General features: G+C 67.4%; 25 protein-coding genes. 11 read left to right on the top strand and 14 right to left on the bottom strand.

The window, feature by feature from the left end:
• Positions 1 to 6: 6 nt before the first annotated feature.
• Positions 7 to 282: a hypothetical protein gene (locus NX784_RS24775; protein WP_258819351.1), complete on the bottom strand. Its 276-nt coding sequence runs from the start codon at positions 280 to 282 to the stop codon at positions 7 to 9.
• Between the two features lie 50 nt (positions 283 to 332).
• Between NX784_RS24775 and phaC the strand changes: the two genes are divergently transcribed.
• Together phaC and phaR are read left to right on the top strand one after the other, a co-directional pair.
• Positions 333 to 2,084, top strand: coding sequence for a class I poly(R)-hydroxyalkanoic acid synthase (phaC, locus tag NX784_RS24770; RefSeq protein ID WP_370662971.1), 1,752 nt, complete (start codon positions 333 to 335; stop codon positions 2,082 to 2,084).
• A gap of 178 nt (positions 2,085 to 2,262) precedes the next feature.
• Positions 2,263 to 2,817, top strand: coding sequence for a polyhydroxyalkanoate synthesis repressor PhaR (gene phaR / locus NX784_RS24765; RefSeq protein WP_258819349.1), 555 nt, complete (start codon positions 2,263 to 2,265; stop codon positions 2,815 to 2,817).
• Between the two features lie 124 nt (positions 2,818 to 2,941).
• Here phaR and NX784_RS24760 read toward each other — a convergent pair whose 3' ends face one another.
• Complete coding sequence (locus tag NX784_RS24760; RefSeq protein ID WP_258819348.1) at positions 2,942 to 3,718, bottom strand: hypothetical protein; 777 nt, start codon at positions 3,716 to 3,718, stop codon at positions 2,942 to 2,944.
• A gap of 203 nt (positions 3,719 to 3,921) precedes the next feature.
• On the opposite strand from NX784_RS24760, the gene rimO reads away from it, so the two are divergent.
• Both rimO and NX784_RS24750 read left to right on the top strand, forming a co-directional pair.
• Positions 3,922 to 5,325, top strand: coding sequence for a 30S ribosomal protein S12 methylthiotransferase RimO (gene rimO / locus NX784_RS24755; RefSeq protein ID WP_258819347.1), 1,404 nt, complete (start codon positions 3,922 to 3,924; stop codon positions 5,323 to 5,325).
• Positions 5,326 to 5,350: 25 nt separating this feature from the next.
• Positions 5,351 to 6,514, top strand: a complete 1,164-nt coding sequence (locus NX784_RS24750; protein WP_258819346.1) for a cystathionine beta-lyase — start codon at positions 5,351 to 5,353, stop codon at positions 6,512 to 6,514.
• Positions 6,515 to 6,521: 7 nt separating this feature from the next.
• On the opposite strand, the gene NX784_RS24745 is transcribed toward NX784_RS24750, so the two are convergent.
• The 4 genes from NX784_RS24745 to trxC all read right to left on the bottom strand — a co-directional run bounded on the left by NX784_RS24745 (position 6,522) and on the right by trxC (position 10,826).
• A complete protein-coding gene (locus NX784_RS24745) occupies positions 6,522 to 6,884 on the bottom strand; it encodes a DUF4870 family protein (protein ID WP_258819345.1) in 363 nt (120 codons plus the stop codon).
• 39 nt (positions 6,885 to 6,923) lie between these two features.
• Positions 6,924 to 8,159: a hypothetical protein gene (locus NX784_RS24740; protein ID WP_258819344.1), complete on the bottom strand. Its 1,236-nt coding sequence runs from the start codon at positions 8,157 to 8,159 to the stop codon at positions 6,924 to 6,926.
• Positions 8,152 to 10,197, bottom strand: coding sequence for a methyl-accepting chemotaxis protein (locus NX784_RS24735; protein ID WP_307736129.1), 2,046 nt, complete (start codon positions 10,195 to 10,197; stop codon positions 8,152 to 8,154). Before NX784_RS24735 ends, NX784_RS24740 begins: the two co-directional genes overlap by 8 nt.
• Positions 10,198 to 10,382: 185 nt before the next feature.
• The gene (gene trxC, locus NX784_RS24730) at positions 10,383 to 10,826 is read right to left on the bottom strand and encodes a thioredoxin TrxC (protein WP_258819343.1); all 444 of its coding nucleotides are present in this window, start codon (positions 10,824 to 10,826) and stop codon (positions 10,383 to 10,385) included.
• Positions 10,827 to 10,945: 119 nt separating this feature from the next.
• Between trxC and NX784_RS24725 the strand changes: the two genes are divergently transcribed.
• From NX784_RS24725 to NX784_RS24715, 3 genes are read left to right on the top strand one after another with little or no spacing between them, the layout of a single operon-like run.
• Positions 10,946 to 11,731 (top strand): DUF72 domain-containing protein, encoded by a 786-nt coding sequence (locus NX784_RS24725; RefSeq protein WP_258819342.1) that lies wholly within the window; start codon positions 10,946 to 10,948, stop codon positions 11,729 to 11,731.
• Positions 11,695 to 12,444, top strand: coding sequence for a Mut7-C RNAse domain-containing protein (locus NX784_RS24720; protein ID WP_258819341.1), 750 nt, complete (start codon positions 11,695 to 11,697; stop codon positions 12,442 to 12,444). The genes NX784_RS24725 and NX784_RS24720 overlap by 37 nt, the downstream gene beginning before the upstream one ends.
• A gap of 17 nt (positions 12,445 to 12,461) precedes the next feature.
• Entirely contained in the window at positions 12,462 to 12,869 is a 408-nt protein-coding gene (locus NX784_RS24715; protein ID WP_258819340.1) for a hypothetical protein, read from the top strand.
• A 52-nt stretch (positions 12,870 to 12,921) separates the two neighbouring features.
• Here the strand turns inward: NX784_RS24715 and NX784_RS28865 are convergent, their stop codons facing one another.
• The 3 genes from NX784_RS28865 to NX784_RS24700 form a co-directional block, all read right to left on the bottom strand.
• The gene (locus NX784_RS28865) at positions 12,922 to 13,902 is read right to left on the bottom strand and encodes a PEP-CTERM sorting domain-containing protein (RefSeq protein WP_307736128.1); all 981 of its coding nucleotides are present in this window, start codon (positions 13,900 to 13,902) and stop codon (positions 12,922 to 12,924) included.
• 195 nt (positions 13,903 to 14,097) lie between these two features.
• The gene (locus NX784_RS24705) at positions 14,098 to 14,673 is read right to left on the bottom strand and encodes an ABC transporter ATP-binding protein (RefSeq protein WP_258819339.1); all 576 of its coding nucleotides are present in this window, start codon (positions 14,671 to 14,673) and stop codon (positions 14,098 to 14,100) included.
• 54 nt (positions 14,674 to 14,727) lie between these two features.
• Positions 14,728 to 15,975 carry a DUF6136 family protein gene (locus NX784_RS24700; protein ID WP_258819338.1) on the bottom strand — a complete coding sequence of 416 codons (1,248 nt, stop codon included), beginning with the start codon at positions 15,973 to 15,975 and terminating at the stop codon, positions 14,728 to 14,730.
• Between the two features lie 69 nt (positions 15,976 to 16,044).
• Between NX784_RS24700 and NX784_RS24695 the strand changes: the two genes are divergently transcribed.
• Both NX784_RS24695 and NX784_RS24690 read left to right on the top strand, forming a co-directional pair.
• Positions 16,045 to 17,184, top strand: coding sequence for a glycerate kinase (locus NX784_RS24695; RefSeq protein ID WP_258819337.1), 1,140 nt, complete (start codon positions 16,045 to 16,047; stop codon positions 17,182 to 17,184).
• 49 nt (positions 17,185 to 17,233) lie between these two features.
• Positions 17,234 to 18,400: an aminotransferase class V-fold PLP-dependent enzyme gene (locus NX784_RS24690; protein WP_258819336.1), complete on the top strand. Its 1,167-nt coding sequence runs from the start codon at positions 17,234 to 17,236 to the stop codon at positions 18,398 to 18,400.
• On the opposite strand, the gene NX784_RS24685 is transcribed toward NX784_RS24690, so the two are convergent.
• The 5 genes from NX784_RS24685 to NX784_RS24665 form a co-directional block, all read right to left on the bottom strand.
• Positions 18,379 to 19,101, bottom strand: coding sequence for an ABC transporter ATP-binding protein (locus NX784_RS24685; RefSeq protein ID WP_258819335.1), 723 nt, complete (start codon positions 19,099 to 19,101; stop codon positions 18,379 to 18,381). The genes NX784_RS24690 and NX784_RS24685 overlap by 22 nt on opposite strands.
• A 9-nt stretch (positions 19,102 to 19,110) precedes the next feature.
• Positions 19,111 to 21,042 (bottom strand): branched-chain amino acid ABC transporter ATP-binding protein/permease, encoded by a 1,932-nt coding sequence (locus NX784_RS24680; protein WP_258819334.1) that lies wholly within the window; start codon positions 21,040 to 21,042, stop codon positions 19,111 to 19,113.
• A gap of 2 nt (positions 21,043 to 21,044) precedes the next feature.
• Positions 21,045 to 21,935: a branched-chain amino acid ABC transporter permease gene (locus NX784_RS24675; RefSeq protein WP_258819333.1), complete on the bottom strand. Its 891-nt coding sequence runs from the start codon at positions 21,933 to 21,935 to the stop codon at positions 21,045 to 21,047.
• 101 nt (positions 21,936 to 22,036) lie between these two features.
• Positions 22,037 to 23,194 carry an ABC transporter substrate-binding protein gene (locus tag NX784_RS24670; protein WP_258819332.1) on the bottom strand — a complete coding sequence of 386 codons (1,158 nt, stop codon included), beginning with the start codon at positions 23,192 to 23,194 and terminating at the stop codon, positions 22,037 to 22,039.
• 231 nt (positions 23,195 to 23,425) lie between these two features.
• A complete protein-coding gene (locus NX784_RS24665) occupies positions 23,426 to 23,833 on the bottom strand; it encodes a hypothetical protein (protein WP_258819331.1) in 408 nt (135 codons plus the stop codon).
• A gap of 160 nt (positions 23,834 to 23,993) precedes the next feature.
• Here NX784_RS24665 and NX784_RS24660 point away from each other — a divergent pair, with 160 nt between their 5' ends.
• Positions 23,994 to 24,911 (top strand): EamA family transporter, encoded by a 918-nt coding sequence (locus tag NX784_RS24660; RefSeq protein ID WP_258819330.1) that lies wholly within the window; start codon positions 23,994 to 23,996, stop codon positions 24,909 to 24,911.
• 74 nt (positions 24,912 to 24,985) lie between these two features.
• On the top strand, positions 24,986 to 25,969 hold the full coding sequence (locus NX784_RS24655; protein ID WP_258819329.1) for an aldo/keto reductase: 984 nt from the start codon (positions 24,986 to 24,988) through the stop codon (positions 25,967 to 25,969).
• Positions 25,970 to 25,983: the final 14 nt, after the last annotated feature.

Here is a 25,983-nt window from a genome sequence, read left to right as displayed (position 1 = left end):
CGCGACTCAGTGCGTGCCGCGACTGCCGCCGCCATCGGTGCAACCGTGGGCGACGGCCCCATCCGCATGACCTGCCACCGGCGTGATCATGGCCCCATCAGGCGCGCGCAAGGCCGTCTCTGCCTTCCGCGTGCGCCGGCGGCGCGATCCCGCAAGGTAAAAAACGATTGAGAATGGCAACACGCCATAGCCGAAAAAAGTCATAATGCCGCCAACCACAGTCGGCTCCGTCGCCGCCATCAGGGTCACGACGTACATCCATCCTATGGCCACGATCCACATGCGATGCTCCGGTTGCTGTCGATAAAACGATTCTACACAATGGACGCCTTATGAATACGCCTGATGCTACCCCACAGATGCTTGCCGCTCCCTGGATGGCGCCGTTCGCGCAATTCAATGACCCTTCCGCCTGGCAGTCGTGGATGAAGCTCCCCGACGGCGCCGACGGCACGGCGGCGTTCGCGCCGGTGGCGAAGATGCTCGGGGACATCGGTGCCGGACTGTCGCAGGCGAAGCTGGAAGCGCTGCGCGACGACTACATGCAGAAGGCGCTGAAGCTGTGGCAGGACTTCGTCACGGGCAAGCTGCCGTCGTTCACCGACCGGCGCTTCGCCGCGCCCGAGTGGACGGCGAATGCGATGTCCGCGTACAGCGTCGCGTCCTACTTGCTGAACTCCGAATTCCTGCTGGCGCTGGCCGACGCCGTCGAGGCCCCGCAGCGCGACAAGCACAAGATCCGCTTCGCCGTGCAGCAGATCGTCGACGCGATGTCGCCCGCGAACTTCCTCGCGACGAATCCGGAAGCCCAACAGAAAATCATCGAGACGAAGGGCGAGAGCCTCACGAAAGGCTTGCAGAACATGCTGGCCGATTTGCAGAAGGGCCGCATCTCGCAGTCGGACGAATCCGCGTTCGAGGTCGGACGCAACGTCGGGATCACGCCGGGCACGGTGGTCTTCGAGAACGCCTTGTTCCAGCTGATCCAGTACACGCCGACGACGCCGACCGTGCACGAGGTGCCGCTGCTGATGGTTCCGCCGTGCATCAACAAATACTACATCCTCGACCTGCAGCCGGAGAATTCCCTCGTCCGCTACCTCGTCGAGCAGGGCAACACCGTGTTCATGGTGTCGTGGCGCAACCCTGACCAGGGCCTCGCGGGCACGTCGTGGGACGATTACGTGGAGCAGGGCGCCATCCGCGCGCTGGACGTCACGCGCGCGATCACGGGCCAGGACAAAGTGAACGTATTCGGCTTCTGCGTGGGCGGCACGATCGCCGCGACGGCGCTGGCCGTGCTGGCCGGACGCGGCCAGAAGCCGGCCAACAGCCTGAGCCTGTTCACGACGTTGCTCGATTTTTCCGACACCGGCGTGCTGGACGTCTTCGTCGACGAGACGCAGGTGAAGCTGCGCGAACAGCAGCTCGCGCGCGGCGGCCTGATGCCGGGACGCGACCTGGCGACGACGTTCTCGGCGCTCCGTCCGAACGACCTCGTGTGGAACTATGTCCAGCAGAACTACCTGAAGGGCAAGACGCCGCCCGCGTTCGATATGCTGTACTGGAACGCCGACAGCACGAACCTGCCGGGCCCGATGTATTGCTGGTACCTGCGCAACACCTACCTCGAGGACAAGCTGAAGGTGCCCGGTGCGCTGACTGTGGCCGGCGTGAAGGTCGACCTGGGCAGCATCGATTGCCCGACCTTCCTGTACGGCTCGAAGGAAGACCACATCGTGCCGTGGGAAGCGGCGTTCGCGTCGACGACCCTGCTGAACCCGAAGAAGCCGAAGAACAACCGCTTCGTACTGGGCGCGTCGGGCCATATCGCGGGCGTCATCAACCCGGCGTCGAAGAACAAGCGCAGCTACTGGGTCAATGAGAGTCGCACGCGCCCGAAGACGGCGGCCGACTGGATGGCGGACGCCGTCGAGAAGAAGGGCAGCTGGTGGCCCGAATGGGCGCAATTCCTGGCCGAATTCGGCGGCGACGACGTCGCGCCGCCGGCGCAGCCGGGCAGTGCGCAATTCCCGCCGGTCGAGCCCGCACCGGGCCGTTACGTCAAGGCACGCGCGGATTGAACAGGGGCTCGCGGACGCTTGTGAAAAAAATCATTCAGTTGCTCAGCGAATAATTGCTGCACCTGCGTTCGCAACGTGGTATTTTTAGCGGATATCCTCTTGGAATCGGAGACGCCACGGGACGATCCCCGCGGTCGCCGCATAATAAATGCGCTACGGCGCTGTACATGGAAATGAGATGAGTAGTGTTAAAAAAAGCACTGAACGCCTGATCAAGAAATACCCGAACCGCCGGCTGTACGACACCCAAACCAGTTCTTACATCACCTTGTCCGACGTGAAGCAACTCGTGCTCGATTCCGACGAGTTCACGGTCGTGGATGCCAAGACGAACGAAGACCTGACCCGGAGCATCCTCCTGCAGATCATTCTAGAAGAGGAAGCGCACGGCGTGCCGATGTTCTCGAGTGGTGTGCTGTCCCAGATCATCCGCTACTACGGCCACGCGATGCAGGGCATGATGGGCTCGTACCTGGAAAAGAACGTGCAAGCGTTCACGGACATCCAGAACAAGTTCGTCGGCTCGGCAGCGGGTGCACTGGAAGGCAAGCCGTTCAGCGCGGAGATGTGGACCCAGTTCATGAACATCCAGGGCCCGATGATGCAGGGCATGATGAACAACTACATCGACCAGAGCAAGAACCTGTTCCTGCAGATGCAGGAGCAGATGCAGAGCCAGAGCAAGGCGATGTTCGGTGCGTTCCCGTTTGGAGTGCCGCCGGAAAAGAAGTGATCGCAGCGGGCGGCGTGCCGGGGCAGGGCTCCGGCGCGTCCGCCTTGCGCAAACGAAGACGCCACCCTCGGGTGGCGTTTTTTTTCGTCGGTGCATCGTCCGGCGCCGCCGGACGGCGCCTCGGTCAGCGCGGCGCGGCTTGCTGGGCGGGAGCGGGCGCTGCCGCCGGTGCGGTCGCCTTTGCCGGCTGTTCGGCCGATTTGTCGGCCGGCGTCGATTCGCCATCCCACCAGCGCTGGGCGGCCGCGCGGTCGAACGGCGCCAGGGCGGCCGTCTCGATCGTCACGTTGTTCAGCACCGGGTAGGCGGCCTTGAACAGGCCGATGTCCTGGTCGGCGAGGTTGTCGATGGCGACGTCCCACGTCCCGCCGGACATGCCCGCGATGGACTGGTCCAGCAGCGGCACGACGGGGCCGGCGCGGAATTCGTCGCCCACGCGGTCGCGCAGTTTCGCCGTCACGCGGCCGATGTAGGTCACGGAATTCGGCTTGACGTTCAGCTTGGCGACGAGGGGCACGCTGAACATGCCGTTGATCGGGAAGGCGCGCGCCATGCCGAACACGTCCATCACCTTGTATTCGCCGGCGACGAGCGCGAGGCGCAGCAAATACAGGTCCTGGCCGTTCGCCTTCAGCGCGTCGACATCCTTGTCGATCTTGAAGTTCTGGCGGTCTTCCTTGCTCTGTGCGCCCGGTTTTTCGACGTGGACGACGTACGGCACCGGTTCGAAGCGGCTGCCGTCGGAGCGGGAGACGACGACCGTCATCAGGACGATCGATTTGTCCTTGGTGTCGATGGCCTTGGTCTGCTTGTCGAACGCCATCGGATTGACGGTCGCACAACCGGTGACGATGCAGCTGGCGACGAGCGCGCCGAGGAAGCGAGTGAGTTTCGTGATCATGTTTTGGAGCCCACGCGGCAGGGCGTTGTTAGTATGAGGAAACGAAGATTAGCACACGGGCAACGTGCGGAAATACGCACATCGTCACGGCATCGTTAAATGATTGTCACGTTCAGTCTGCGGCATTTCGATCGCCATGGTGCTCTCCGCGCCCACTTGCTGTAAAATCGCGGATTGCCCAAAATTTTTGCCGCACTTTGACAATGCAAGAACTCCGCCGCAATCCTCTTCCCGCCACCACCGATGCCACCGGCAACGCGACGCCTCCGAAGGTCGGTTTCGTCTCGCTCGGCTGCCCGAAGGCGCTCGTCGACTCCGAACAGATCCTCACGCAGCTGCGCGCGGAAGGCTACGAGACGGCGAAGTCGTATGCCGGTGCCGACCTCGTGATCGTCAACACGTGCGGCTTCATCGACGCGGCCGTGCAGGAATCGCTGGATGCGATCGGCGAGGCGCTGGCCGAAAACGGCAAGGTCATCGTCACCGGCTGCCTGGGTGCCAAGAAGGATGCATCCGGCAGCGACATCATCACGAAGGTGCACCCGAAGGTGCTCGCCGTGACGGGCCCGCACGCCGTCGCCGAAGTGATGGAGTCCGTGCACATCCACTTGCCCAAACCGCACGACCCGTTCATCGACCTCGTACCGGACCACGGCGTCAAGCTCACGCCGAAGCACTACGCGTACCTCAAGATTTCGGAAGGCTGCAACCACCGCTGCAGTTTCTGCATCATCCCGTCGATGCGTGGCGACCTCGTGTCGCGTCCCATCCACGACGTGTTGCAGGAAGCGGAGAACCTGTTCAAGGCGGGCGTCAAGGAGCTGCTCGTGATCTCGCAGGACACGAGCGCGTACGGCGTCGACGTCAAGTTCCGCACGGGCTTCTGGAACGGCCGTCCCGTCAAGACGCACATGACGCAGCTGACGGAAGCGCTGGGCCAGATGGCCAAGCAGTACGGCGCGTGGGTGCGCATGCACTACGTGTATCCGTATCCGCACGTCGATCAGGTGATCCCGTTCATGGGCGAGAACGTGCTTCCTTATCTCGACATCCCGCTGCAGCACGCGCACCCGGACGTGCTGAAGCGCATGAAGCGCCCGGCGAGCGGCGAAAAGAACCTCGACCGCATCCAGGCGTGGCGCAAGATGAACCCGGACCTCACGATCCGCTCCACGTTCATCGCGGGCTTCCCGGGCGAGACGGACGCGGAATTCGAATACCTGCTGGACTTCCTGAAGGAAGCGCAGATCGACCGCCTCGGCTGCTTCGCGTACTCGCCGGTCGAGGGCGCGACGGCGAACGAGATCGCGAACCCGGTGCCGGACGACGTGAAGGAAGAGCGCCGCGCGCGTGTGATGCTGCTGCAGGAAGAAATCTCCGCCAAGCGCCTGCAGGCGAAGGTCGGCAAGACGATCCGCGTCCTCGTCGACGAAGTGGGCCCGCGTGACGCGGTGGGCCGCTCCGCTGCCGACGCGCCGGAAATCGACGGCGTCGTCCACATCAAGCGCGCCCTCACGCCGGGCAAGGCCAAGCCGGCCGTGGGCGAATTCATCGACGTCGTCGTGACGAAGGCGGACGCGCACGACCTGTGGGCGACCGTCGCCTGACCTGCTTGCGAACGGAGGTGGCGGCGTGACGAAGAAGTCCATCGAGACGACGCTGACGCACAGCGACTACGAGCCTCCCGCAGGCTTCGCCGCGTATCCGACGGCGATCCACCACGCGTCGACGGTGCTGTTCAAGGACGTGGCCAGCATGCGCGCGGGCGACTGGCGCAACAAGACGGCCTATACGTACGGCCTGCACGGCACACCCACGACGTTCACCCTGGAGGCGCGCCTGGCCGCCATCGAAGGGGGCGAGCACTGTCTGCTGGCGCCCTCGGGCCTCGCCGCGATCTCGATGATCCTGCTGGCGCTGTTGAAGGCAGGCGACGACGTGCTGCTGCCCGATAACGTGTACAACCCCACGCGCGAGCTGGGACGCTGGCTGGCGAACGATTTCGGCGTCTCAGCGCGCTTCTACGACCCGCTCGTCGGTGCGCGCATCGCGGACCTGATCCAGCCGAACACGAAGCTGATCTGGACGGAGGCCCCCGGGTCCGTGTCGATGGAGGTGCCGGACCTGCCCGCGATCTGCGCGGCCGCGCACGCGCGCGGCATCCCCGTCGCGCTGGACAACACGTGGGCCGCGGGCCTCGCGCTGCGCGGCTTCGACGTCGGCGCCGACGTCGTCATGCAGGCGCTGACGAAATACCAGTCGGGCGGCTCGGACGTGCTGATGGGCGCCGCGATCACGCGCGACCGTGCGCTCAATGACCGCATCGCCGCGTCGCACATGCGGCTCGGCATGGGCGTGGGCGCGGACGATGTCTACCTCGTGCTGCGCGGCCTGGAAACGATGAAGCTGCGCTTCGACGCGCACGATGCCGCGGCGCGCAAGGTGGCGGCATGGCTGAAGGGCCGGCCGGAAATCGCGAAGGTGCTGCACCCGGCGTTTCCCGATTGCCCCGGCCACGACGTGTGGCGGCGCGACTTCACGGGCGCCGGTGGGCTGTTCTCCGTCGTGTTCGATGCGCGCTATGCGAGCGAACAGGTCGACCGCTTCGTCGATGCGTTGGCGTTGTTCGGCATCGGCTACAGCTGGGGCGGGACGCACAGCCTCGCCGTGCCGTACCGGATGCAGGGCATGCGGCGCAACTGGACGGATGCCGGCGCGCTCGTGCGTTTCAATATCGGGCTCGAAGGCGTCGACGACCTCATCGCCGATATCGAGCAGGCATTAAGCAAGCTCTGAGCACCGGTCACACCGGCATCGCGCGATTGTTGTTCAGGTCAAGGAAGCCGCGAATGATGCGGTACGCCATCCACACCCACGCGCCCGCGCCCACGAGCCAGGCCAGCGGTATCCCGATGATCGTAATCGCAAGGAACAGCGCGATGCCCATCCACAGCACGTAGAACCAGAACGACCGGATCATCCACGTGTGGTGCGTGTAGACCATCGTCCCGGCCGTGTCCGGCCGCCGGATGTAATTGACGATCAGCACGAGGATCGACAGCGTGCCGAGCGAAAAGAAAAAAGTGAGCGCGTGCGCGACATACAGGATGCGGGCGAACTGCTTCGCATCCTCGATGCCGCGCTCGTAGACGAGTTCCTGGGCCATGGCTTCTCCGGAAAGTGGAGGCCGCGGCACGGCCTCGCATCAGAAGTAATAGCCGATATTAGCATTGAACCGATGACCGGACGATTTGGCGCCACCGCCGGCGCCCAGCGCATTGCCGAAGCCCGGTGACAGGTAGGGCTGGTTCGTCGCGTTCGAGACGTCGATCATGGCCACCCAGCCGCCCGACGAGAACGTCGCGCCCGTCACGTTCTGGTAGCTGTCCGCGTAGCCCGCGGCCGATTTGCGGATGCGGCTCCAGTCGTTGTAGACCATGAACTGGCTGAAGGGCCCGATCGAGCCGGGAATCTTGTACGTGACGTTCGCGATGTCGATGTGGCCGCGCGCCGCGAGACGGTTCGTGAAGCCGAATGCACCGATCAGCACGCAGTCGTTGTCGCATGCGCCGTACCAGTTGCCGGCAACGGAACCGTTGCCCGTGAAGTCGTTCGCGTACTTGACCGTCTCCAGCTGGACACCGAGATTGCCGAACGTGCCTGCCACGTGCACGGCGCCGGCCCGGCGGTTGCCGTCGGACAGCGCGGGGCTCGTCGCAGCGAGCCGTCCCGCCAGCGCCGAGGCGCCGATTTCCACCTTGCCGCCGGCGAGCGCCAGCGGGTAGGCGACCCGCGCGACGGACGTGTTTTTCTCTTCGCGGCCGTAGCTCGTCATCAGGTGGTTGCTGTAGCGGACGGAATCCAGCCCGTCGAGTTCGCCGACGCTGCGGGTCCAGGACAGCAGGTGGCGGCCATCCGACGGGAAGAAGGCGGCGTCGATGTTCAGGTCACCGATCTTGCGCAGGTAGTGCAGGCCCAGCGCGTACGTGTCTTCGTAGCCCGCGTACCACGCGATCGATTCGAAGAAGTTATTCGAGGCATACGGCAGGATGCCGAAGGGCATGCGGTCCTGGCCGACGTGGAGTTCGCCCTTGTCGGCGAAGCGATAACCGGCCCACAGGTATTCGTTGAACAGAATGTCGGCGCCTTTGCCGGCACCGGTCTGGCGGCTCGTGTAGTGGTAATACCGTTCGCGACCCGCGGCGAGGAATCGGCCGTCGTCGTACTTGAAGCCGAGGCGCGCGGTGTCGAATTCGAGCGTACCCTTGCGCTGGTCGTTCCAGCTGAGGGCTTCCACCCACATGCGGATGGCGCCGTCGAATGTCAGCGCGTCCGCGCCGGCGGGGCTCGCGTCTGCCGCGGATGCGCCCCCGGCCGCCAAGGCGAGGCAGGCGCCCGCGATGGCGCAGGCGAGGGGGCGGGTGTGTTTGAACTTATTCACTGATTTGTTTCCTGGTGGTGCGGAGAAGAACGGGATTGCCCTGGGCTGCCGTGGGCGCTTCGGCGTCGATATGGAATTCGCCGACGAGCGACACGAGCAGCGCGGCCTGGTCGTGCAGGCTTTCGGATGCTGCCGCGGCCTGCTCGACGAGCGCCGCATTCTGCTGGGTCGTGCCGTCCATCTGCGCGATGGCCTGGTTGACCTGGGCGATGCCGCTGCTCTGTTCGGTGCTGGCGGCGCTGATCTCGACGACGATGTCGGTGACACGCCGCACGCTCGCGAGGATTTCTTCCATCGTGCGTCCGGCCTCGCCGACGAGGGTGCTGCCGGCGCCCACCTTCTCGACGGAGTCGCCGATCAGGCCCTTGATCTCCTTCGCGGCCGACGCCGAGCGCTGCGCCAGGTTGCGCACTTCGCTCGCGACCACCGCGAAGCCGCGGCCCTGTTCGCCCGCGCGGGCCGCCTCGACGGCCGCATTCAGCGCGAGGATATTGGTCTGGAAGGCGATGCCGTCGATGACGCCGATGATGTCGACGATCTTCTGCGACGATGCCTTGATCGAGCCCATCGTATCGACCACCTGGGCCACCACGGCGCTGCCGCGTGCCGCGATCTCCGACGCGCCTTGCGCGAGCTGATTGGCCTGGCGTGCATTGTCGGCGTTCTGGCGGACCGTCGACGTCAACTCTTCCATCGACGCGGCCGTCTCTTCCAGCGCGCCGGCCTGCTGCTCGGTGCGGGCCGACAGGTCGGCGTTGCCCTGGCTGATCTCGGTGCTGGCCACCGCCACGCTGTCGGAGCTGTGGCGCACCCGCGCCAGCACGTGCTGGAGCTTGGCGACGAAGTCATTGAAGCCGCCGGCGATCTTGGCGAGCTCGTCGTTGCCTTTGACGTCCATGCGCGCGTTCAGGTCGGCGTTGCCGCCGGCGAGGCCGGCCATGGCAGCGGCGAGCACGCGCAGGGGCTTGGTCAGGCGGTTCAGCACCGCCACCAGCACGGCTGCCGCCGCGACGGCGCACAGGACGGACACGAGCAGCGTGTAGGTGAGCAGGTCGCGCGAGGCTGCGGTGACCACGCGTTGCGGGAAGCTGAGCTCGATCGCCCACGGCGGAATGTCGGCCGCCAGCTGGATCGGTTGCAGCAGGTGGACCTGGCCCTGCGTGTCCGCATACTCGTAGGTCTGGCCCTGGCGCACGGCTTCGAGGCCGGCAGCGGGGATGTCGGCGGCCTTCTTGCCGGTGAGGGCCGGGTCGGGATTGCTGGCGTACAGGCCGCCGTTCGAGACGAGCGCCAGGCGGCCGCCGTCGATGACCTTCATCGACGCGAGGATTTCGCCCAGGCGCGCCAGGCCGAAGTCGACGCTGACGACGCCGCGCACTTCGCCCTTCGTGATGATCGGAACGTTAAACGACGTCATCGCCACCGGCTTGCCGTCGATGGGATACGTATGCGGCTCGGTCATATACGTCTTGCGCGTGTTCTTCGCGATGTCGTACCAGTCGTCGCCGTGCGGCTTGTGCGTGAAGACGATGGGTTCGACGTGCAGGCCGCCGCCGGCCTGGCGCGAGTAGTAGGGCATCGCGCGGCCGGTGTCGTCGTATTCCGGTTGCTTGCCGGCGTACTCGGCATCCTTGCCGTCGAGCGCGTTCGGTTCCCACGTGACGGTGGAACCGTTCAAGTCTTCCGAATCGAGGATCGTCGCCTTGACCAACTCGTTCACCTGGTCGCGGGTCAGCGGCGCGTCGGCCCCGCGCGTCGTGCGCATGGCGCGTGCGACGCCCAGTACGGTCGTCAGGTGCGCGCCGAGGCGCGCCTGGACCGCGGCGGCGGCTTCGCGGGCGGTCGTGCGCGCGAGCTTCATGCTCGATTCCTCGGCGCTGCCACTGCTGCGGATGCCGGTGACGGTCGAGGTGGCGGCGAGGCTGAAGATCACGAGCACGGTCGCGGTGAGGCAAATCTTGGCGTTCAGGCTCAGTGAGCGCAGAGCGGCAAGGCGTGGTGAAGCGGGCTGCGGCTGCAGCATTCGGCTGGATGTCATGGGGGGGCTCGGAGCGTGTCGCTGTAAGAAGTAATTCCGTGCGGAAATTCTAGAGCGACCGCCGCCGCGCCGATCAAGAATGATCCTCAAAGACGCGCGTAAACATCGGAATGTGGATCTGAGGCAACACTTTCAGTCGCTTTCGATGACAGACCGTAAATTAAACGCACGACCGTGCGCGCGAATCACGCCATGCGCGCAGTTTGTTGCACCCAGGTGACCAGACGGTTCGCATCCATCGCGCCGGCCTGGCGGGCGATCTCACGGCCACCCTGGAACAGCGCAATGGTCGGGATGCTGCGGATGCCGTAGCGCGCGGCGAGGTCTTGCGACGCTTCCGTGTCGACCTTCAGCAGCCGGACGCGCGGCTCGAGGTGGCCGGCGGCCTGGGCGTAGGCGGGTGCCATCATGCGGCAGGGACCGCACCACGCGGCCCAGAAGTCGACGAGGACGGGGATGTCGTTGCGTGTGACGTGCTTGTCGAACCGGGCGGACGACACGTCGGTGGGCTGTGCCGTGAACAGCGCCTGGGCGCATTTGCCGCAGACGGGCTGCTCGGCCAGGCGGGCGGCCGCGACGCGGTTGACGGCGTCGCAGTGCGGGCAGACGATGTGCAGGGAATCGGCCATGTTACCTCCTGTGCAAGTGCGTATCGCGTATTGTAGCGGCGGGGCGCCGCGTGCGCCGTCCACCATGCCTTCCGGCATAGAATCGGATGCCGGGCGCATGCCCTCCAACATGGGTTCAGATGAGCGAATTGCAATCCACTGCGAGTGGCCGGCCCTTGATCGGCTGTGCCGGCTGGGGCATCCCGAAGGAAGCGGCCGCCGCGTTTCCGTCCGAGGGCAGCCACCTCGAACGCTATGCGGCCGTGTTCCCCGCCGTCGAGATCAACTCGTCGTTCTACCGGCCGCACCAGCCGCAGACCTATGCCCGCTGGGCTGCCAGTGTGCCGGCCGCATTCCGCTTTTCCGTCAAGCTGCCGAAAGCGATCACGCACGAGGCGCGGCTGCGCGACGCCGACGACCTGCTCGACCGCTTCCTGCGCGAAGCGGGGGAACTGGGGACCAAGCTCGGGTGCGTGCTCGTCCAGCTGCCGCCCAGAAGCGTGTTCGAGTCCGATGTCGTCGCCGACTTTCTGCCGCGGCTGCGCGCGCGTTTTCCCTGCATGCTCGCGCTGGAAGGACGGCATCCGACGTGGTTCGGCGACGCCGCGACGGCGCTGCTGCGCGAACACGGCGTCGCGCGCGTGATCGCCGATCCGCCGGCCGGCCAGCCGGGACCGCACGTGCCGACGACGGCCGCGTCGTACATCCGCCTGCACGGCACGCCGCGTGCCTATTATTCGGCGTACCCGCCCGCATTCCTGCGCGACGTCGAGCAGCGGATCGCGGCGCTGGCGCGGCCCGACGCCGACCTCTGGTGCATCTTCGATAACACGGCCGAGGGCCACGCGGTGCCGAATGCACTGGACGTGCTGCGCGGCGTCGACGAATCATGGTCAGCGCGACATTTCGCTTCTACGGCGAGCTGAACGACTTCCTCGCACGCGAGCGGCGCGGTCACGCGTTCACGACGCCGTGCGCGCGCGCGGCCACGACCAAGCACATGGTGGAAGCGCTGGGCGTGCCGCACACGGAGGTCGAACTCGTGCTCGTGAACGGCGCGCCCACGGGCCTTGACGACATCCTGGAAGAGGGCGACCGCGTGGCCGTCTATCCGCGCTTCACGACCTTGCCCGTGGCCGACGTGGCGCGGCTCGCCCAGCGCCCGCCCGGGCGCGTGCGCTTCGTTGCGGACGCCCATCTCGGCGGCCTCGCGCGGCTGTTGCGCATGGCGGGCTTCGACACCATCTACCGCAACACGCTGCACGACGCCGAGGTCGAGGCGATCGCGCTGGAGGACGGGCGCGCCGTGCTGACGCGCGACCGGGCACTGTTGAAGCGCCGCGGCGTCGACTACGGCTGCTATGTGCGGGCGCTGAAGGCGGAAGAACAGCTACGTGACGTGTTCGACCGCTTCGGCCTGGCCGAGCGCGTGCGGCCGTTCACGCTGTGCCTGTCCTGCAACGCGCCGCTGCGGCCCGTGGCGAAGGCCGACGTGATCGACCGGCTGCCGCCCCGCGTGGCCGCGGCGCACGATGAATTCAGCACGTGCGCTTGCTGCCACGGCGTGTTCTGGAAGGGCTCGCACTGGCAGCGGATGGCGGGCGTGCTCGCTGCAGTCGCCGGCGATGCCGCGCATTGAGATACACTAGTGAACCCATGTTACAACACGTATCGATACCCATCCGCACCGAATGTCCTCCTGGCGCCTGTGTCTGCGAGCGCGAGGTGCTGCTGGCCGACCCCGACGCCGACCTGCGCCCGCTGCGCCTCACGCGCGCGGAGGAGCAACGGCTGCTCGAGCGCATCGATGCCGTCGCCAGTTACGACGAACTCCGGCGCCTGCAGGACCGCATCCGCGCCAACCTCGGTGTCGAATTGCGGATCGTGCCGGGCCCGAACGAGGTGCGCACGTTGCGCGGCATCCTGATCGTGCTGGAAGACCGGCCGGGCCTGTGCAAGAAGGTGCGACAGTCCGTGCCCGCGGCCGTGCGCAAGGTGCTGGACCGGCATCCGGAGATCACGTATGCGATCCTGGATGCGCATGGCTTGTTCGGCGGGTCGTAAAAAAACAGCCGGCGAACCGGCTGCGAAAAGACTTTGCAAGTGATGCGGGTGTTCAGGCCTGCTTGCGCCGGCGCGCCCAACCCACACCGGCCGCCCCGAGGCCGAACAGCGCCAGCGACGCCGGCTCCGGCACGCTGGTCACGTCGCCCGTGAGCACGATGAACGTGCCGCCGCCGCCGCCGCCGGCGGACACACCGCAGCAATAGCCACTCGTACCGCCGCCGCCGATGATCAGTTGCAGCTGTTCGCCTGCCGTCAGTGCGAGCATGCCGCTGAGTTCGGCGCCATAGCCCCCGGAATCGGCGTCGCCCTGGCCGCCTTGTGCGCCATCGACGACGAACGAATACATGCCGGTGACCGGCACCGCCCACAGGATCTCGGAACCCGTGTAGGAGAATGTGATGCCGTTGATCTTGATGAAGCCGTCGTTGCCGGTGCTCACGACACCGTCGCCGGTGATCGTGGGATTGCCGTTCACGCCCGCCGTCATCATGGCCGACATTACCATCGCGTCGATATAGGAGCCGCCGCCGCCCCCGGCCGCCGTGGCGCCGGAACCGCCGCCACCGCCCGAGTAACCGCCGCCGCCGCCGCCGCCCTGCCAGCCGCCACCGCCACCACCACCGTAGCCGCCGTTGCCGAACGGCGTGTTATTGCCGCCCTTGCCGCCGGCCCATGATGGGCCGGTCTTGCCGCCGGCACCCGCTTGTTGGATCGATCCGACGCTACCGGCGCCGTCCGTGCCATTGCTGAGCCAGCCGGCGCCGCCGCCGCCGTCGAACGAGCCGCTCGTGGCGCCTGCGCCGCCCGCACCGCCAACGCCTCCGGCCCCGCCGCCAGGACCGCCGCCGTTGCCGCCGGACGTGCCGGCCTGGCCGCTGCCGCCCGGGGTGCCGCAACAGTAACCGGCACCGCCGCCGCCACCTGCCGCGAACAGCAGGACGTCCGCCGACGCCGTCGTCGCGGACAGGGACAGCGCCAGGCCGGCGCACGCGGCAATGCCGCGCAGTGTCATCTTCCTCAAGGTGCTCATTCAGGTCTCCTCGCTTGGTGAACTCAGGAATTTTGTTGCGAGATATGGATGAGCAAAGAGCATGCCATTTCAGGTATGTATCGTTAAATCAGTTATTTATAAAAAACTTCTGAAGATTATTTGATTTTATGTAAAAGAAACCGACAGTTACAATCTGTTGAATATCCAAAATCAATATGTCACAAACACGCGCGGTTACGGGTTCGAGAGCGTTTCGAATTCGACCACCGTCGCACCGACCGCATCCGCGAACGCCTTGTCGTGTGTGGACATGAACACGACGGAGGTCTCGCGCCGCGCGGCCAGCAGGGCGACGAGCACCGCGCGCGCGTCCGCATCGAGCCCGTTGGACGGTTCGTCGAGCAGCAGCACGGCGGGATCGCCGATCCAGGCCGCGGCCAGCATCAGCTTCTTCTGCGTCCCCAGCGACATGGCGCCGCAGCGCGTGTCGAGGTGGCGGCCGAGGCCGAAACGCGCGACGATGTGCATCGCGTCGTCCGGGGCGGCGCAGCGCTTGGCCCAGGCCACGAATGTCAGCAGCTCGCGGCCCGTCACGAACGGGTACACGGGGCACTCGTCGGGCGCGTACGACAGGCGCGCCTTCGCGGCGGCCGGCTGCGCGCGCAGCGAATGGCCGTCGATGACGATGTCCCCGTCGTCGGCGTCGTCGACGCCCGCCAGGACCCGCAGCAAGGTCGACTTGCCGATGCCGTTCGGGCCGCGCAGCGCATACGCGCCAGCGGCGAACCGGCCCGTCCGTTCGTGCAGCACGGTTCGCGATCCATACGATTTGCACACATTATCGAAGCGCAGCAAGGTGGTCTCCTAAAGCAGGCACGCGATCGTCGCCGCCGTCCAGCAGCCGGCCCCGACGGTGGCAAGGACGACGGCGTGCCGTTCACTGATCAATTGGGGTGCGCGCAGTGCGCACAGCAGGACCGCGTTCGACGCGAGCGCGGCCAGCAACTGCGCGGGCGCCGCGGCGCCGATGGCCCACGCGAACGCCGTCAGCGCGGCAAGGAACGGCAAGGCCGCCGCGAATACGGCCAACAGGTCGAATGGGCGCCGCCAGTTTGCCGCGACCGGCAGCGCGCCCACGAAGCCCATGCTGGCCCGGTGCGCCTGATGCAGCCCGCGAAACAGGCCGCTGAACGCAAGGGCGCAGCAGGCCTCGGCCAACAACACGGTGGGAAAACTGCGGGCATCGCGGTCGAACAGCGTGACGAGGCCCACGGCCGCCGCCACGATGGCCGCGGCGGTCAAACCCTTGGCGACCAGTTCGTCGCGCCGCTCGCGCAGCAGCACGGCGAGCGATATCTGCAGCGCAGCGCCATGCCGTCCGCCCGGCGCCGGCAGGCGTGCGCGGCGCGCGCGCAGCGGTCGTGCGCGCCGCCGCGTGCGTGGGCGTGGTGCGAGGACCAGCGCGCCGGCCGCCGCCACGCCGACCACGACGTTGGCCGCGAGCGCGAGCTGCGTGCCGAATGCGGCACCGGCCACCAGGGCGCCCATCGCCACGCCCGTCCACGCGCCGTACCGCCGCTCCAGCACGGCCCGTTGCGCGACGAGGGCCAGCAGCACGACGTCGCACAGCAGCACGGCGTGTGCAGCGGGCGCGCCGCGGCCAGCCGCGAGTCCGAACGCGCTGGCCGCGACGAGCAGCAACGGTGAATCGGCCAGCAGCAGCACGGCCAGGTCGACGCGGCGGCGTTCGCGCGGCGTGAACGGAAGCGACCCGGCGAATGCCATGAACGGCCCGCCCGCGATCTGGTCGCGCTGCATGGCGGTCCATGCCGCCGCCAACGCCTGCAGGCCAAGGAGATAACCGATCCGCCACGCGGCGCCATGGCCGGGCGTGAGCAGCGTGAGCAGGGGACGCGCAAGCGTGTCGAGGTTGCCGAATGCGGAGGCGTTGGCCGATGCCAGCACGCCGGCCGCGAGCGTGACGGCTTGCCAGCGGCGCAGCAGCAGGCGTGCCGTGCTGACGGCGTACCAGCGCAGGCGCAGGCGAAGGAACGGGGAGCGGATGGTGGTCTCCTGGGATCGGGTGGCCGGATTATCGGCGACTTTTGTCACTACAGCAATCCATTGGCGCGTCCGTCCACGGTCGTATATGCTTGCGGGCATCGTCATCAAGGACTGCCCATGAAGATCGTCATCGCCCCCGATTCGTTCAAGGAAAGCCTCACCGCGCTGCAGGTCGCCGACGCCATCGCGACCGGCATGCGCGAGATCTGGCCGGACGCCACGTACGTCAAGGTGCCCGTGGCGGACGGCGGCGAAGGCACGGTGCAGGCGATGATCGATGCGACCGGCGGCCGGCGCATTGACGTGCGCGCGACGGGACCGCTGGGCCAGGCCGTGGACGCGTTCTACGGCGACGCGGACGGTGTGGCCGTGATCGAGATGGCGGCCGCCAGCGGCCTGGAAGGCGTGCCGCCCGACCTGCGCGATCCGCGCACGGCCACGAGCCGCGGCACGGGAGAGCTCATCCGCGCGGCGCTGGACGCCGGCGCGCGCAAGGTCGTGCTGGGCGTGGGCGGCAGCGCGACGAACGACGGCGGCGCCGGCATGCTGCAGGCGCTGGGCGTGCGCCTGCTCGATGCGGACGGCCGGGATCTCGGCCCCGGCGGCGCGGAACTGGCGCGCCTCGAGCGCATCGATGCCTCCGGGCTCGACGCGCGCGTGCGCGAGGCCGAATTCCACATCGCCTGCGACGTCGACAATCCTCTGGTCGGCCCGCGCGGCGCGTCCGCCGTGTTCGGCCCGCAGAAGGGCGCGACGCCGGACATGGTGTGCCAGCTGGACGCCGCGCTCGCGCACTTCGCCGACGTCATCCGGCGTGACCTCGGCCAGGACGTCGCGCAACTGCCCGGCGCGGGTGCGGGCGGCGGCATCGCGGCCGCGATGGTCGTGTTCCTGCAAGGACGGCTGCGGCCCGGCATCGAGATCGTCACGGAGGCCGTGGGGCTCGATGCGCACGTGCGCGACGCCGACCTCGTCGTGACGGGCGAAGGCCGCATCGACGGCCAGACCGTGAACGGCAAGACGCCGATGGGCGTGGCGAAGATCGCGCGCCGCCACGGCAAACCGGTGGTCGCCATCGGCGGCAGTCTCGCGCGCGACGCCGATGCCGTGTACGCGGCGGGCATCGAGGTGGTCGTCGCGGCCGTCGCGCGGCCGTGCTCCGTGGCGGAGGCGCTCGGCGCGGCCGATGAGAATCTGCGTCGCGCGGCGCGCAATCTCGCGGCGGCGCTGGCATTGGGCGCGCGCCTGCGCCAATGAGCGGGGCGGGCTATGATGTCGGGTACACAACGCCCGACAGGAGCCCCGTTTGAACGACATCCTTCCCGACGACGAGTCGTACTGGTCCACCATCCGCGCGCAGTACTCGCCGTCGCGCGACTTCATCAACCTGGAGAACGGCTACTTCGGCATGCCCGCCGACCCCGTGCGCGCTGCGCTCAAGCGCTACCAGGACGAGGTCGACCGCGACAACGCGTTCTTCCTGCGCACGCGCTGGAGCGCGCGGCTTGCGCACGTAAAGTCGCTGCTGGCCGAGTTCACCGGCGTGGCGCCCGACGAACTCCTCATCACGCGCAGCGCCGTCGAATCGCTGAACATCCTCTTGCAGGGCTATCCGTTCGACGCGGGCGACGCGATCCTGATGGCGCAGCACGACTACGACTTCAGCCACGACGTCGTCCGGATGACGGTTGCGCGCAAGGGCCTGGAGGTGGTGGAGCTCGACGTGCCGTACGACCTCGAAGACGAGGACGCCATCGTTGCGCTCTACGCCGACGCGATCACGCCGCGCACGCGCGTGCTGCTGATCACGCACGTCGTGCACCGCACGGGCCGCATCATGCCCGTCGCGCGGCTGGCCGCGCTCGCGCGCGAACGCGGCATCGACGCCATCGTGGACGGCGCGCACGCGCTCGCGCAACTGGAGTACACGCTGCCGCAGCTGGGCGCGCCGTTCGCCGCGTTCAACCTGCACAAATGGGTCGGGGCGCCGTTGGGCACGGGCTTGCTGTACATCGATCGCGAGCGCATCGCCGACATCGCGCCGCTGTACGGCGACGTGTCGTTCGCGCGCACGAACATCGACAAGCTGGGGCAGGTGGGCACCGTGCCGCCGGCGCCCATCATGGCCGTCGAGGATGCGCTCGCGTTCCACGCCGCGATCGGCGGCAAGGCCAAGGAAGCGCGCCTGCGCTGGCTCGCGCGGCGCTGGATGGACCAGGTGCGCGACGTGCCGGGCGTCCGCGTCTACACGCCGCGCGATCCGCGCCTGCATTGCGGGCTGGGCGCGTTCGGCATCGACGGCGTGCCGGCCGCGGAGGTCGTGCGCCGGCTGATGGACGAGCATCGCATCTTCACCGTCGTGCGCCGGGTCGGCGACGTCGACGTCGTGCGCGTCACGCCGCACCTGTACACGAGGCCCGAGGACCTCGATGCGCTGGCGGCGGCGGTCCGTCAGTGGGCGCCGCCCAGGTAGGCCGCGACGACTTTCGGATCGTGCTTGAGACTCTCGGCCGGTCCGTGCACGGCGATGCTGCCGTTTTCCAGCACATAACCGTAGTCCGCGACGTTCAGCGCGGCCTGCGCGAACTGCTCGACGAGCAGCATCGTGACGCCTTCCGTCTTCAGGCGCGCGATGATGCGGAAGACCTCGTCGACGAGGATGGGCGCCAGGCCCATCGACGGCTCGTCCAGCAGCACGACGTCGGGATTGAGCATGACGGCGCGCGCCATCGCCAGCATCTGCTGCTCGCCGCCGGACAGGGTGCCGGCCAGCTGCAGCCGGCGCTCCTTCAGACGCGGGAACAGTTCCAGTGCGCGTTCCAGGTCGTGCGCCACGTCGCCTTTCGGCCGCGCGCGCGTGAAGCGGGGAAAGGCGCCCAGCAGCAGGTTGTCCGTCACCGACATCGTCGCGAACACGCGCCGCCCTTCCGGCGAATGGGCGAGGCCGGCGCGCGCGATGCGGTGCGAATCCAGGCCCGTGATGTCGCGGCCCGCGAGCGTGACGGTGCCGCCGCGCGGCTTGATCATGCCGGAGATGGCGCGCATCGTGGTCGTCTTGCCTGCGCCGTTCGAGCCGATCAGGGTGACGAGCTTGCCCTTCGGGACCTCCAGCGAAATCCCGTGCAGGACTTCGACCTTGCCGTAGGCCGCGTGCAGGTTGGCGATCGTGAGCATGGGGTCTCCTCAGACGGCGGCGGGCGCGCCGGCGCCGCCCAGGTAAGCTTCGATCACGCGCGGGTCGGACTGCACCTGCGCCGGCGTGCCCTCGGCGATCTTCTGGCCGAAGTCGAGCACCGTGACGGTGTCCGAGATCGTCATCACGACGTCCATGTGGTGCTCGATGAGGACGATCGTGATGCCGTGGTCGCGGATCTTGCGGATGATGGCCATCAGCTCGCGGATGTCCGGCGCCGTCAGGCCCGCGGCCGGTTCATCCAGCAGCAGGAGGCGCGGATCGAGCGCCAGCGCGCGGCCGATCTCCAGCAGGCGCTGCTTGCCGTACGGGAGGTTGCGGGCTTCCTCGTCCGCCAGGTCGGCCAGGCCCACGAAGCGCAGGATGGCGCCGGCCCGCGCCCGCGCGGCCAGTTCCTCGCGCAAACGGCGCGGCGTGTGCAGCATGGCGTCGAACACGTTCGACCGGAAGCTGTGGTGCAGGCCGACGAGGATGTTTTCCGTGGCCGTCATCTCGCCGAACAGCTGCACGTTCTGGAACGTGCGCGCGATGCCGCCCAGCGCGATCTGGGCCGGCGTGCGGCCCGTGATACGGGTGCCGGTGAACACGACGTTCCCGGCCGTCGGCGTGTAAATGCCCGTGAGGACGTTCATCATCGTGCTCTTGCCGGAACCGTTCGGGCCGATCAGGCCGTGCACGGTGCCGCGCGCCACGGTGAGATCCACTTGGTTCAGCGCCTTCAGGCCGCCGAACTGCATCAGCACCTGTTCGACGCGCAGCAGCTCGCTGTCCGATTCTTTCGCCGCGCCGGCGCCCGCGAACGGATCGGCGCCGCCGTCCGCGAGCGCGTGCGCATGCGCGCGGCCCCGTCCCATCAGGCTGCGCAGGAAGCCGACGATGCCTTCCTGCAGGTAGTAGACGACGAACAGTGTCATGAGGCCGAAGATCGTCAGGCGCCAGTCGACCATGCTTTGCAGCTTGTACGAGACGGCGGCCAGCGCCAGCGTGGCGAGCACGGGAATGGCCGTGCGGCGCAGCGTGGTGCGCCTGCGCGCGAGCAGCAGGCCCGCGCCGGCCACGGCGAGGATCGCGGCGCCGACGGCGATGCGGCGGAACAGGTCGATGTCGGACAGGAGGCTCGGCAGCATCACGACGATCACGGCGCCGAGGAGGGCACCGCTGCGCGTCTTGCGGCCGCCCATGATCACGGCGAGCAGGAACAGGATCGTCAGCTCGAAGTTGTACGTGTTCGGCGAAATGTACTGCTCCGAATAGGCATACAGGCTGCCCGCCAGCCCCGCGAAGCCGGCACTGATGACGAAAGCGTAGACCTTGTAGCGGTACACGGAGACGCCCATGCAGTCCGACGCGATGGGACTGTCGCGCAGCGCCTCGAACGCGCGTCCGATGTGCGATTTCAGCAGGCGATGCACGAGCAGCAGCGACACGACCATCAACGCCGCGACGGCATAGTAGTACTCGACTTCCGTCAGCTCGTGCCCGGCCACGCTTGGCTTCGTCAGCATGATGCCCATCGGGCCTTCGGTGAGGAAGGTCATCTCGTTGATGAGGATTTGCACGATGGTGCCGAAGGCCAGCGTCACCATCGCGAGATACGGGCCCGTCACGCGCAGCGCGGGCAGCGCGAGGATGGCGCCGAACAGCGCGGCACCCGCAACGCTGGCGGGCAGGGTGAGCCACCACGCGGCGCCGAGCTTCATCACGAGCACGCCCGTCACGTACGAGCCCACGCCGAACAGGCCGGCATGGCCCAGCGACACCTGGCCCGTGTAGCCGACGACGATGTCGAGGCCGAACAACAGGATCGCGTAGATCAGGATCGTCTCGACGAGGTGGATGTAGTACGGGTTCGCGACCAGTACGGGAAACCCGGCCAGCAGCGCGATGCCGACGATGGCACCGCCGAGGATCAGCTTGTTCATCGTCACACCTTCTTGATCGCGGCCTTGCCGAACAGGCCGGACGGCTTCACCGCGAGCACGATCAGCAGCAGCACGAGCCCCGGCACTTCCTTGTAGCCGGTCGACAGATAAAAGCCCGTCGCCGTCTCCGCGATGCCGAGGATGATCCCGCCGACGATGGCGCCCATGCCCGACGTGAGGCCGCCGATGATGGCGACGGCGAACGCCTTCAGGCCCAGCGACGCGCCCATCGTGGCGCTCGTGAGCGTCAGCGGCGCGATGAGCGCCCCGGCGAAAGCGGCTGTCGCGGACGACAGCGCGTACGAGAACGTGATGACCATGCCGGTATTGATGCCCATGAGGCCCGCCGCGTCGCGGTCGTTCGCCGTGGCGACGACGGCTTTGCCGTAGATTGATTTGCGGTTGAAGATCTCGACGGCGAACATGATGGCGAGGGCGCCGATGATGACGGCGACCTGCATCGGTTGGACATTCGCTCCGAGCACGGTGAACGGCTCGGACGACAGCGGCGAGGGGAATGGCAGGACGTCCTTGCCCCAGATGTTCTCGGCCACGTTCTTGAAGATGATGGCCAGCGCGATCGTCGACATGATCCAGCCGAATTCCGACTTGATCTTGATCGCCGGCCGCACGGCGATCCATTCGACGAAGATGCCTTGCAGCGCGCCGAACACGACGACGACGGGAATCATCAGCCAGTAGCCGAGGTAAGGACCGCCGTGGATGGTGCCGACGAGCGACAGGCCGACGAGCGCGCCCAGCATCAGCGCCTCGCCCTGGCCGAAGTTGAGCGTGCCGGATGTGGCGAACGTCAGTTGGTAGCCGAACGCGATCACGGCGTAGATCATGCCGAGCGCGATGCCGGACACGACGAGCTGCAGGAGGATTTCCATGATGTCACCCCAAGGCGGCCGCGCGCACCGTCCGGGGAGGCGCGCACGGCTTCATGCAATGCTGCACAACACCGGCGGCATCCAGCCGCCGGACGGTCCGCTTACTTGGCCAGCACGACGTGGCCGTCGCGCACTTCGCCGAACTTCGTGTTATCGAAGTTGATGGCCTCGTGGTCCGTATGCGAGTAAGGCTTGTTGTACGTGGCGACGACACCTTCGACCGGCGCCTTGAGGTTTTCCAGCGCGGCGGCGATCTTCGGTCCTTCCGTGCTGCCGGCCTGTTGGATCGCGGCGGCCAGCAGGTACACGGAGTCGTAGCCCTGCGCGGCCGACACGGCGGACGGCATCCGGCCGCCCGGCGGGTTGTACGCCTTCACGTACGCGTCGATGAAGGCCTTGCGCTTCGGCGTGTCGGGGTTCTGGATGAAGGTCTGCGGCATGCGCGTGCCGTCACCGTTCTTGCCCGCGTTGTCGATGAAGTTGGCCATCGCCAGGGTCCAGCTGCCGACGATGGGCACCTTCCAGCCCAGCTTCTGCATGCCGTTCGCGATCTGCGCGAGCTCGGGGCCGATGCCGTAGGTGAGCACGACGTCGGCGCCGGCCTGCTTGGCGCGGAGGAGCTGCGCCGTCATGTCGACGTCGCCGATGTTGTACTTCTCGACGGCGACGGGTTTCACGCCCTTCTTGTCGAGCACCTTCTCGAGGTCTTCGCGGCCCAGCTGGCCGTAGTTCGTGGAGTCGGCGAGGATCGCGGGCTTCTTGAAGCCGCGGCGTCCGAGAGCTTCTTCGACGATCATCGCGGACTGGATCGTGTCGTTCGCGGAGTTGCGGAAGATGTAGTTCTCCGGCTGGTTGGCGAACTGCTTGGTGACGATGGAACCGGTGGCCACGTTGTTCATGACGGGGATCTTCGCCTGCTGGTAGAAGCGCTGCGAGGCGAGGGCGACGCCGGTATTGATGTAGCCGACCGTGGCGACGACGTGTTCCTTGTTGATGAGCTCCTGCGCGACCTGGACGCCGCGCTCGTTCTTCGCTTCGTCGTCGCGTTCGACGAGCTCGATCTTGCGGCCCAATACGCCGCCCTTGGCATTGATCTCATTGACGGCCAGGCGCACACCGTCGCGCATCGACACGCCCATCGGCGCCGAACCGCCCGTGAACGGGCCCGACACGCCGATCTTGATCGGCTCCGCCGCCATGCCGGACATCGAAAAGCCCAGTGCTACCCCTGCAACCAATGCCTTTACCTTGAAATTCATTGCCGTCTCCGTAGTCATCATGTTGTCGTTTTACGCTGGGACGCCGAGACCGGCGCCGGGCCCATCGAGGCCGATTGTAGAATGGCAATCAGACAACAGCAAACGATTGATGTGACGCGTTGCAACATGCGTCATTCATGCGAAGACGTAAGGAAAGCGTCAGCAAGCGCGGGTACTGGACGAAAAAAAGGCCGCGCCGAAGCGCAGCCCTTGTCGACGAAGCGGCAATGCTCAGCGGTGTCCGCGCCAGCCGCCGCGGTGGCCCCAGCCGCGGCCGCCGCTCCAGTGATTCCAGCTGAAGCCGAGGCCGATCGTGATGGGCGGGTACCAGAGCGGGTCGGCGTACACGGGCGCGTACGGCGCGTAGATCGGTGCCGGCGCGTAGACGGGCGCCGGTACGTACACCGGCTGCGTCACGACCGTTGTCGGGGCCGGCGAATAGGTCACGCGGCCGGTGTCGCCCGAGGCGCGGGCGGCGGCACCGGTGCCTGGCGCGACCGGCGTCACGGACACGACTTGCCAGCCGTTGGGATCGGGCTGGGAATAGGCGCGCGTGCCGTAGTTGGCCGGCGCCGGGTAATAGGTGGCGCAGCCGCTGACGGCTGCTGCGAGCAAAGCGATAATGGCGAGCGATTTCATGGCGGTTCTCCTCACGTGCCAACTATACGGATTCCTGCGTCGCGCGTGTGGGAATTTACAGGCTGTTACACCCGTTAACTTGGGGGAACATGCTGAGGCGGCCGGCAGGCCGGGCCCGTTGGTGATATCGTTGCATGTTTGCCTCTGCAGCCGCTTTCCGATGTCTTCTTCCACGCACTCCCGCGCCCGCCCGGCCGGACTGTCGGCGTATCTGCCGTACGCCGCCCTGCTGATGTCGCTCGTCTCGCTGACGACGGGCGCCTCGCTCGCCAAGCACCTGTTCCCCGCCGTCGGCGCGGCCGGTGCCACCGCGATGCGCCTCACGTTCGCCGCCGTGATCCTTGCCGTCGTGTTCCGCCCGTGGCGCGCGGGCCTGCGCGGCGACGGGCGCGCGCTGCTGCAATACGGCCTGTCGCTGGGCGCCATGAACCTCAGCTTTTATACGGCGCTGGCCTACGTCCCGCTCGGCGTCGCCATCGCCGTCGAGTTCACGGGGCCGCTCGTCGTCGCGGTGGCGACGTCGCGCCGGCGCCTCGATTTCGTATGGATCGGCGTCGCATGTGCCGGCCTCGCGCTGCTGCTGCCGCTGCGTGGCGGCGCGGCGGACGTCGACTGGCGCGGCATCGCCTGCGCGCTCGTGGCCGGTGCCTGCTGGGCCGTGTACATCCTCGCGGGCAAGCGCGCAAGCGCCGCGTACGGTCCGGCCGCGTCGAGCTGGGGCACGGTGATCGGCGCGCTGATCGCGGCGCCGGTCGGCATCGCGCACGCAGGTGCCGCGCTGCTGGCGCCGTCCGTGCTGCTGTTCGGCGTCGCGGTCGCCGTGCTGTCCAGCGCGATCCCGTATTCGCTGGAGATGGTGGCATTGCGCCGCCTCCCGGCGAACACGTTCAGTACCTTGCTCAGCGCGGAGCCAGCGATCGGCGCGGTGATGGGTCTCGTGCTGCTGGGCGAACACCTGGACGTCACGCAATGGCTCGCGATCGCCCTGATCGTCGCGTCGTCGATCGGCGCGGCGACGAGCGCCGGCCTGGCCGCGCGCCGGCGCCCCGCGGACGCGGCGCCGCCCGCGCCGCTGTAGACACCGACGCGGCAGCGATCGCGCGGCCGGCGTACAGTAACGTTTTTTATCGCAACGATAACGAAGGGAAGACCATGCAACGACGACAATTGGGCCCGGACGGCTTGAGCGTGCCGGAAATCGGCCTGGGACGCTGGCAGCTGGGCGGCGGCTGGGGCAACGACTGGAACGACGACGTCGCACAGCAGACGTTGCAGACGGCGGTCGACGCCGGCGTGCGCTTCATCGACACGGCCGACGTGTACGGCGACGGCGCCAGCGAGCGTTCGATCGGCCGCTTCCTCGCCGGTGGGCAGCACCCCGACGTCGTCGTCGCGACGAAGCTGGGCCGCGCAGGCATTTACCCCGACGGCTACACGCGCGCGTCGCTGCGCGAAGCGACGCAGCGTTCGCTGGAGCGCCTCCGGGTGGATGCGCTCGACCTCACGCAGCTCCATTGCGTGCCGACCGACGTGCTGCGCCAGGGCCATGTGTTCGACTGGTTGCGCGAGCTGCAGCAGGAAGGCCTCGTCAAGCGCTGGGGCGCCAGCGTGGAATCCGTCGAGGAAGGCTTGATTTGCCTGCAGCAGGAAGGACTGGCGTCGCTGCAGGTGATCTTCAACGTGTTCCGCCAGAAGCCCGCCGAGGAATTGTTCCCGCGCGCGGCGGATAACAAGGTCGGTATCATCGTGCGCCTGCCGCTGGCGAGTGGCCTGCTGGGCGGGAAGATCACGCGGGCGACCACGTTCGCGCATGACGATCACCGCCATTTCAACCGCGACGGCGCCATGTTCAATGTTGGTGAGACGTTCGCGGGACTGGAGCTGGAGCGCGGCGTCGACGCGGCCGAGCAGGTGGCGCGCCTCGTGCCGGCGGGGATGACGATGGCGCAAATGGCGCTGCGCTGGATCCTCGACCACCGCGAAGTGTCGGTGGTGATCCCGGGCGCGAGCCGCCCGGACCAGGTGACGGCGAACGTGAGCGCGGCTGACATCGCACCGGTGCCGGCCGCGCTGCACGAGCAGCTGGCCGGCGTGTACCGCGCCCACGTGCGCGACTTCATCCGCGGGCCATACTGACCCGCACCGGTCCC

Source organism: Massilia pinisoli, assembly GCF_024753285.1.
GTDB classification, from domain to species: domain Bacteria; phylum Pseudomonadota; class Gammaproteobacteria; order Burkholderiales; family Burkholderiaceae_D; genus Telluria; species Telluria pinisoli.
The sequence above is the reverse complement of the archived record's forward strand: the minus strand, read 5'-3'. Positions and strand labels throughout refer to the sequence as shown.